Annotated in this window: 8 protein-coding genes; all 8 read left to right on the top strand. The window is 43.8% G+C overall.

Features of this window, described 5'->3' with window-relative positions:
- Nucleotides 1-93: 93 nt before the first annotated feature.
- A complete protein-coding gene (locus DMI82_RS19320) occupies nt 94-468 on the top strand; it encodes a TnpV protein (protein ID WP_015535394.1) in 375 nt (124 codons plus the stop codon).
- A 366-nt stretch (nt 469-834) separates the two neighbouring features.
- Complete coding sequence (gene tet(O) / locus DMI82_RS19315; protein WP_008399617.1) at nt 835-2,754, top strand: tetracycline resistance ribosomal protection protein Tet(O); 1,920 nt, start codon at nt 835-837, stop codon at nt 2,752-2,754.
- 51 nt (nt 2,755-2,805) lie between these two features.
- Entirely contained in the window at nt 2,806-2,979 is a 174-nt protein-coding gene (locus tag DMI82_RS19310) for a cysteine-rich KTR domain-containing protein (protein ID WP_071705139.1), read from the top strand.
- Between the two features lie 492 nt (nt 2,980-3,471).
- Nucleotides 3,472-3,897 (top strand): sigma-70 family RNA polymerase sigma factor, encoded by a 426-nt coding sequence (locus DMI82_RS19295; protein WP_033126097.1) that lies wholly within the window; start codon nt 3,472-3,474, stop codon nt 3,895-3,897.
- Nucleotides 3,898-4,489: 592 nt separating this feature from the next.
- On the top strand, nt 4,490-4,834 hold the full coding sequence (locus tag DMI82_RS19290) for a plasmid mobilization protein (protein ID WP_033126096.1): 345 nt from the start codon (nt 4,490-4,492) through the stop codon (nt 4,832-4,834).
- Nucleotide 4,835: 1 nt separating this feature from the next.
- Nucleotides 4,836-6,191, top strand: coding sequence for a relaxase/mobilization nuclease domain-containing protein (locus DMI82_RS19285; RefSeq protein ID WP_033126095.1), 1,356 nt, complete (start codon nt 4,836-4,838; stop codon nt 6,189-6,191).
- Nucleotides 6,188-6,478: a hypothetical protein gene (locus DMI82_RS19280; protein ID WP_033126094.1), complete on the top strand. Its 291-nt coding sequence runs from the start codon at nt 6,188-6,190 to the stop codon at nt 6,476-6,478. Before DMI82_RS19285 ends, DMI82_RS19280 begins: the two co-directional genes overlap by 4 nt.
- 108 nt (nt 6,479-6,586) lie before the next feature.
- Nucleotides 6,587-8,245, top strand: a complete 1,659-nt coding sequence (locus DMI82_RS19275; protein WP_146203331.1) for a recombinase family protein — start codon at nt 6,587-6,589, stop codon at nt 8,243-8,245.
- Nucleotides 8,246-8,321: the final 76 nt, after the last annotated feature.

Raw genomic sequence — 8,321 nt, 5'->3', positions numbered from 1 at the left:
TTATGTATGAAACCAGATAAGGAGAAAACGTAAATTGTGTTAATGATAGCAGACATGAGTATGGAGTGAATATCTTATTTGGAGGAAAAACAAATGGTACAATCAATCTTTGAGGAAATGGGCGGCAGATACGAACGGCAAGGCGAATACATTTTACCCTGCCTTACCATACCACCCGAAAAGGAACAGTCGATAGACTTATTCGGACGGCGGCACTTGGACTATCTGCGGGAGTACCGCAAAATTACATACACCAATCTTCTCACAAGCGGCAGGCTCAATGCTTACCTTGCCGACATTGACAGACAGGCACAGGAACACTTTGAACGGCTCATAGAGGGCATGAAGCAAGCACAGGGCATAACGGAATGCCTAAAGGAAGAAAACGCCTTAGAATGGACTGGAAGAACGAATAACATAAGGGCTTGTGCGAGGGAGATTGTGGAAAAGGAAATTATTTTTGCATAAACAGATGATTAGTGGCAGGGGGAAATCCTGCCGCTTTTTCTGCTTTAGTTTGTCAGCTTGACAAATAAAGGGTTAAGGAATATAATTAGATTCAGTATTATACAAGGAGTTAATAAATATGCGGCAAGGTATTCTTAAATAAACTGTCAATTTGATAGTGGGAACAAAAAGTAGCAGTCCCGTTTCACTTTTAATATGGGGCTTAGTTTTTTGTACCCAGTTTAAGAATACTTTTATCATGTAATTTTATATGCCCGAAAACATATAAGTGTTTTGGGGCTATTGGAGTTATTTACCCAGTGATAGGAGTATTTATCACTGGGTATTTTTATGCCCTTTTTTGGGTGTTGATAGGAGGAAAATCACATGAAAATAATTAACTTAGGCATTCTGGCTCACGTTGACGCAGGAAAGACAACATTAACGGAGAGTTTATTGTATACCAGTGGTGCAATTGCAGAACCAGGGAGCGTAGATAAAGGCACAACAAGGACAGATACAATGAATTTGGAGCGTCAAAGGGGAATCACTATCCAGACAGCAGTGACATCTTTTCAGTGGGAGGATGTAAAAGTCAACATTATAGATACGCCAGGCCATATGGATTTTTTGGCGGAAGTATACCGTTCTTTATCCGTATTAGACGGAGCAGTATTATTAGTTTCTGCAAAGGATGGCATACAGGCACAGACCCGTATACTGTTTCATGCACTACAGACAATGAAGATTCCGACAATTTTTTTCATCAATAAAATTGACCAAGAGGGGATTGATTTGCCAATGGTATATCAAGAAATGAAAGCAAAGCTTTCTTCGGAAATTATAGTGAAGCAAAAGGTTGGGCAGCATCCTCATATAAATGTAACGGACAATGACGATATGGAACAGTGGGATGCGGTAATTATGGGAAACGATGAACTATTAGAGAAATATATGTCAGGGAAACCGTTTAAAATGTCAGAACTGGAACAGGAAGAAAACAGGAGATTCCAAAACGGAACGTTATTTCCCGTTTATCACGGAAGCGCTAAAAACAATCTGGGGATTCGGCAGCTTATAGAAGTGATTGCCAGTAAGTTTTATTCATCAACGCCTGAAGGTCAATCTGAACTATGCGGGCAGGTTTTTAAGATTGAATATTCAGAGAAAAGGCGGCGTTTTGTTTATGTGCGTATATATAGCGGAACATTGCATTTGAGGGATGTTATTAAAATATCTGAAAAAGAGAAAATAAAAATCACAGAGATGTGTGTTCCGACAAACGGTGAATTATGTTCATCCGATACAGCCTGCTCTGGTGATATTGTAATTTTACCAAATGATGTTTTGCAGCTAAACAGTATTTTGGGGAACGAAATGCTGTTGCCGCAGAGAACATTTATTGAAAATCCTCTCCCTATGCTCCAAACAACGATTGCAGCAAAGAAATCTGAACAGCGGGAAATATTGCTTGGGGCACTTACAGAAATTTCAGATGGCGACCCTCTTTTAAAATATTATGTGGATACTACAACGCATGAGATTATACTTTCTTTTTTGGGGAAAGTGCAGATGGAAGTCATTTGTGCCATCCTTGAGGAAAAATATCATGTGGAGGCAGAAATAAAAGAGCCTACTGTTATATATATGGAAAGACCGCTTAGAAAAGCAGAATATACCATCCACATAGAAGTCCCGCCAAATCCTTTCTGGGCTTCTGTCGGGTTGTCCATAGAGCCGCTCCCTATTGGAAGTGGAGTGCAGTATGAAAGCAGAGTTTCACTTGGATATTTAAACCAATCGTTCCAAAATGCGGTTATGGAGGGGGTTCTTTATGGCTGCGAGCAGGGGCTGTATGGATGGAAAGTGACAGACTGTAAAATCTGTTTTGAATATGGATTGTATTATAGTCCTGTAAGTACCCCCGCAGACTTTCGGCTGCTTTCCCCTATCGTATTGGAGCAGGCTTTAAAAAAAGCAGGGACAGAACTATTAGAGCCATATCTCCACTTTGAAATTTATGCACCGCAGGAATATCTCTCACGGGCGTATCATGATGCTCCAAGGTATTGTGCAGATATTGTAAGTACTCAGATAAAGAATGACGAGGTCATTCTGAAAGGAGAAATCCCTGCTAGATGTATTCAAGAATACAGGAACGATTTAACTTATTTCACAAATGGGCAGGGAGTCTGCTTGACAGAGTTAAAAGGATACCAGCCAGCTACTGGTAAACTTATTTGCCAACCCCGCCGCCCGAATAGCCGTATAGATAAGGTTCGGCATATGTTCCACAAGTTAGCCTAACAGCTTGCATAAGTCGTATAAAATGAGATTTGAAAGGATTAGAAGCTAATTATGATGAAATGCGAATGGATATTATGTCCTGTTTGTGGGAGCAAAACCCGTAATAAAATTAGGAAGGACACTGTTTTGAAGAATTATCCCCTTTATTGTCCAAAATGCAGACAAGAAAGATTGATTAAAGTTGACAACTTGAAGATAACTGTCATCAAAGAGCCAGACGCTTAAGACGCAGAGCCGATGAAATTGTGGAACAATTCACGAATCATCGGCTCTTTTTGTTTCGTATTTGAAAGAACAAACTCACCAAATAAAAAAAACGATATTCGGGTGGGTTATTTTGTTATACCCTAAATTACCCTCTGAATTTGTTTTTAAATTTGGAGGGTTTTTATGTTCCTTTTTTCGGGCGGTTGCCCATCTGCTTATATAAAGCAAAGTTTATTTATACATAGCACATCAGGGAATGGCGGGAAGCCAGTTAAAAAAATCCCTGCCAGTGCAACGGTACTTCCCACCATGAAGGTAGAAGTACAATCTCCATACAACAGAATTAGTATTTCCCATAACCGTAAAGGTCACAAAGCCTTTGCGGTTTTTCTTTTGTCGTTTTTGGTTGGAAAGTGCCGCAGGACTATTATTGGTGTTAAGTGTCGTTCGCCGCCTTTCAATCTGGATTTTTATGTTTTCAAAGATTCAGATTGATTGGAGGAAAAAAGAATGGCATATAACAACGGACGTGAGGACAGGAAGTGGCGTATCTGGAAAGAAGCCGAGGAAAAAGTGTTGCGGGAACATGGAGTTGATGAAGCTACCATCGAACAAATCCGTATTGACGACAGGGCAGACTTTAATTCCAACAGGCGGTTTTACCATTGGACAAGCGATTTCGGGGAATACCTTGAGGGAATGGCAGACAGGGAACAGTCAGCCGAAGTAAAGACCGTTGAAGATTTACTGGATGAAATCGAAGATGAAAATCTGTATCAGGCATTACTTACGGTGGACAGGCGTACACTGCAAATCGTTCTGCTGAAAATGAAAGGGTATTCCACAAAAGAGATTGCCCCGCTTGTGCATTTAACGACGGGTGCTATCTATGCACGGTTAGACCATCTTAGAAAAAAGTTGCGGAAGATTTTATAGTCATCTAATACAGCATGCTTTCTTATGGGCTATTGGGTGGGGGATAAAATTCTCCCACCCAATTTTAGAATAAGTGAATAAAATCCCTGTCCATAGAGAATACTAAAAAGTTTGTGCAAAATCTTGACAGCCATATTGCCGCTATGGTATTCTGAAATACCAATGGGGAAATTGGAAGATTGAAAATTAAATAAGCACATAGATATAAGATTGAAATGTCAGCCAATCGGCAAGGCTGACATGGGTTTTGAATTTCAAAGCCGCTACATAGCATTGCGAATCAGAGCGGGAGGGAATCCTCTTGTCGTTCGTGATGCAGTGTGGCGGCTTTTTCATTTATCCAAAAGTCAAAGGCAATAAAATCCAGAACGGAGGTGGAAAGGACATAGGATTTCCTTTTCGGAGGGTAAAGGCAGGCATTAAGAAAGCCGTTACACAGAAAAATGCTCTGCGGAGTTGTCCACAGAGATAGCGAGCATCGGATTGTGTCAGCCACAATCCAATCCACACCCTAAAGGCGTGTGGACTAACTTAGGGGACAACCCCTAGCTACCCCGATAAAAGGAAAAATAAAACTGGAGGATTAAGAAAAATGAGTAGAGAAAAATCAGAAAAAGTATGCATTACTTTTAGATTGAGCGAAGAAGAACATGAAAAATTAAAGCAGTATTCATCCGCCTGCGGTCTGTCCACCGCAGAATTTATGCGTCAGTTATGCAGGGGAAACGCACCGCAGCCACAGCCAGAGAAAGAATTTTGGGAACTATTAGGCACGCTTTACGAAGTACACGTAGCCTTTAAAAAGTGTATCCCCTACGCCCCTTCCGCTGATGAAATATGCAGGGAGATTGAGGATTTTATCTTGGAACTGCAACGGAATTATACCCTCCCACAGCAGTTTGACATGGAAAAATTGACGGAACAGGGGGCAGTCTGATATGGCGGCAACGAGCCTCTGGCACATCGAAGGACGGTTGAAAGACTTAATTTCTTATGTGGAAAACCCAGAAAAGACCGTGCCGAATAAGGAGATGCAGGACTTCTTTGACGTGTTCTCCTATGTGAAGAATCCACAGAAAACGGACAATGGAGAGTTTGTTTCCGCCATCAACTGTTTAAAAGAAACAGCGTTACAGCAGATGATTCTAACGAAAAAGCAGTACCAGAAGACAGGCGGGTATATCGCTTGGCACGGCTACCAGAGCTTCAAGCCAGACGAAGTAACGCCCGAACAATGCCACGAAATCGGCTTAAAACTTGCGAGGGAAATGTGGGGCGACAAGTACCAGATAATCGTTGTCACCCACCTTGACAGGGGGCATCTCCACAATCACTTCTGCTTCAACTCTGTTTCCTATCTGGATGGGAGCAAATATAATTACTCAAAATCGGAGCAGAAACGGCTAAGGGAAACGTCAGACCGCTTGTGCAGAGAGTACGGATTATCGGTGATTGAGAACCCGAAGAAAGCACCGTCAAGACCGCTGTATCTGGATGAAAAGAGCGGCAAGCCGACACGCTACAACGTCTATCTGGAAGATTTAGCGGAGGCAATCAGCGGCAGTCGGGATATTCCGCACATGATGAAGTATCTAATCGACAAAGGCTACGAGGTTGATTTTTCGGGCGGGCATTGGAAAATGAAGCTGCCGCAGTATAAGCATTTCACAAGATTAGATACGCTTGATGAACGCTTAACGCCCGATTTTATCCGTTCACATTTAGGCACAAGGGCAAGATATGGGAACTACAAAGCAAAGATTTCCTACTCTCCCCATATGCCCGAAGAATATAAAAAGGCTTGGAAACCGCACCAGAAAACAAGGGGAATCTTAGCGTTGTATTACTATTGGTGCTATCAGTTGGGGATATTTCCCAAAGGCACGGACTACAAGCCGACAAGCCCGCTTATGAAAGAGGAGCTTCGGAAACTGGATGAGATTACCACACAGGTACGCTATATGTCGGAGCATAACATCTCCACCCTCTCCGATTTGCACGCCGACAGGGAGAAGAACCAGACGGAAATGGACAGGCTTACCAACTATCGGCGGCATTTGCAGAATAAGATACGGCGTGCTTCACCCGCCGAGAAAGAAACGCTCCGAGAAGAAAAAAACGGGGTGACGGAACGGATAACGGAGCTGCGAAAGCGGCTGAAATATGCGGACGGGATTGAAAAACGCTCTGCCCACATTGATGACTGCTTGAACCAAATCCACGATACGGTTGAAAATCAAAGGTCAAACCAGAATGGCAGGACAGACCGCAAGAGGGAGGACGCATTGCGATGAGCAGACTGACAGAACAGGAACTTACGGAAATTTTAGACGAAAATAAGGGTATCTCAATGGTAAACCCGAATAGGGTGTACCCGCCCCTGCCGCCTGCTGAAAACATTATGCCCCTTATGCGTATCCCTGAACAGGCAACGCTCTGCGAGAAAATCGGCGGCACGGAATATACAGTGACCGCACATTTCCGAGAGGACGGGAGGGACTTGCTTGGGCTTCTCAGCAGGATATTCATGCGGGACACAGCAGATTACAGTTTTGATTCCGAGGGTTATGATGAGGATTAAGAAATATCGGAAAGATTATCGCTTTAAAGCGTTGAAGTTTGACCGCAGGCGTGGTATACTGTATCTACACTTCATACTATCGTGTCTGCTGTCGGAAAGGAGAAAGCATTGCAAAGACAGCAGGAAGAAATCACCGCCTTGTACTGTCGTCTGAGTCAGGACGATGGACGTGAAGGCGAGAGCAACAGTATCGTAAATCAAAAAGAATATCTATTCAAGTACGCTAAGGAACACGGGTTTCCAAATCCCACCTACTATGTGGACGATGGCTATACGGGTACGAATTTTAACCGCCCTTCTTTTAAGAAAATGTCAGAGGATATTGACAAGGGGCTTGTAACAACGGTCATTGTAAAAGACCTCTCCCGCTTTGGCAGGAACTATATCGAGGTCGGCTCATACTCCGAAATCATTTATCCCGAAGCAGGGGTGCGCTTTATCGCCATCATGGACAATGTGGACACGGGCAGCCTTGAGAGCAACGAATTTGCCGCATTTACCAACCTTTTTAATGAGTGGTATCCCAAAAGCACGAGCAAAAAAGTAAAGGAAGTCAAGAAAGCGAAGGGGCTTGCGGGCGAACATCTGGGTGCGCCGCCTTACGGATATTTACGCAATCCTGATGATAATACCCGATGGCTTGTGGACGAGGAAGCGGCGGCGGTTGTCCGCAGGATATTTTTCCTCTGTATGCAGGGAAACGGAATGTCAGCCATTGCCACTATTTTGTGGGAGGAAAAGGTGCTTACCCCGTCAGCCTACAAAGCGTCAAAGGGCGTCGGCGTGGCGAGGGTTTCGGAAAATCCGTATTGTTGGGAGCCGTCAGCCGTAGCTGCTATTCTGGAAAATGTGGCGTATATCGGCTGTACGGAGAGCTTCAAATCCACCCGTTTGGGCTTTAAAAGCAAGAAGCGTATCCCAACCGCAAAGGAAATGCGGGCATATATTGAGAACGCCCATACGCCGATTATTGACAGGGAAGTGTGGGATAAGGTGCAGATGATACGGGAAAATAAACGCAGACCGACCAACAGCGGGATTACGAGCATGTTTTCTGGACTGCTTTATTGTGCCGACTGCGGGGCAAAACTAAGCCTTGCCACTGCCAATAGATACACGCATTTCCGCTGTTCCCAGTACAAGCGGACGAGCCGCACGCAGAACTGTACGCAGCACTATATCCGAGAAGACGCACTAAATCAGTTGGTTTTGAAACAGCTTCAGCATTTCCTGTCCTATCTGCAGCAGTTTGAGCGTGTATTTATCCGACAACAGATAGACACCACCCTTGCGGAACGCCGATACGAACTGTCTGCAAAGCAGAAACAGATAGAAAAGGACGAAAAGCGGATGGATGAGCTTGACCGCCTGTTCCGTAAAATCTACGAGGACAATGTCAACGGAAAGCTGAATGACGAACGCTTTTGCAAGCTGTCAGACGGATACGAAGCGGAGCAGGAACAGCTAAAACAGGAAATCGAATCCTTAACAGCCGAAGTCAGCGAAGCCGACATGGAAACCACCAATGTATCAAAGCTGATAGCCGTCACAAAGAAATATACCCGCATTGACGAACTCACGCCCGAAATCCTAAACGCATTTGTGGATAAAATCGTAATCCATGAGCGTGAGAAAAAGGACGGGAAACGGACACAGCAAATCGACATTTACTATTCCTATGTCGGGATTGTGGATATTCCCACAGACGAGGAAATGCGGGAAATGGAGAGGGAATATATGCAGCGTACTACACGTCAAACCGCCTGAATAAAGGCGAAAGCAGGAGTAAATCTGTACTCCTGCCGATACATATCTATTTTTATCCCTATCTGGTTTAACTCAT

This window comes from Blautia sp. BCRC 81119 (assembly GCF_003184505.1).
Taxonomy (GTDB): domain Bacteria; phylum Bacillota; class Clostridia; order Lachnospirales; family Lachnospiraceae; genus Blautia_A; species Blautia_A fusiformis.
Note: the sequence above shows the minus strand (reverse complement) of the source record. Positions and strands in the feature narration are given on the sequence as shown.